This window comes from Bifidobacterium sp. UBA6881, assembly GCA_002451435.1.
Lineage (GTDB): Bacteria > Actinomycetota > Actinomycetes > Actinomycetales > Bifidobacteriaceae > Bifidobacterium.
Map to the genome: position 1 here is coordinate 20187 of DKCF01000036.1, position 200 is coordinate 20386.

Below are 200 nucleotides of genomic sequence, written 5' to 3' on the forward strand. Positions count from 1 at the left end.
GCCAACGCGGTGAACGTCGACGATCGTCCGACCCGCGCGGATGCCGCGTACGACGAGGCGGTGAACCGCCTTGACGATATGCAGCGCAGGGCCGCGACGCCCGTTGCCGGTGAGGCGAGGGTCAATGTGCTTGATGAATCCGTCAAGCAGCCCGAACTGCGTTTCCGCACGGAGAAAAGCGATTACGAGCGGTCCGTGGA

Annotated in this window: 1 pseudogene; it reads left to right on the forward strand. The window is 64.5% G+C overall.

Annotated elements, in window-relative coordinates:
* Nucleotides 1-200 (forward strand): annotated as a pseudogene (locus B3C64_RS02950) (anthranilate synthase component I); the annotation flags it as partial.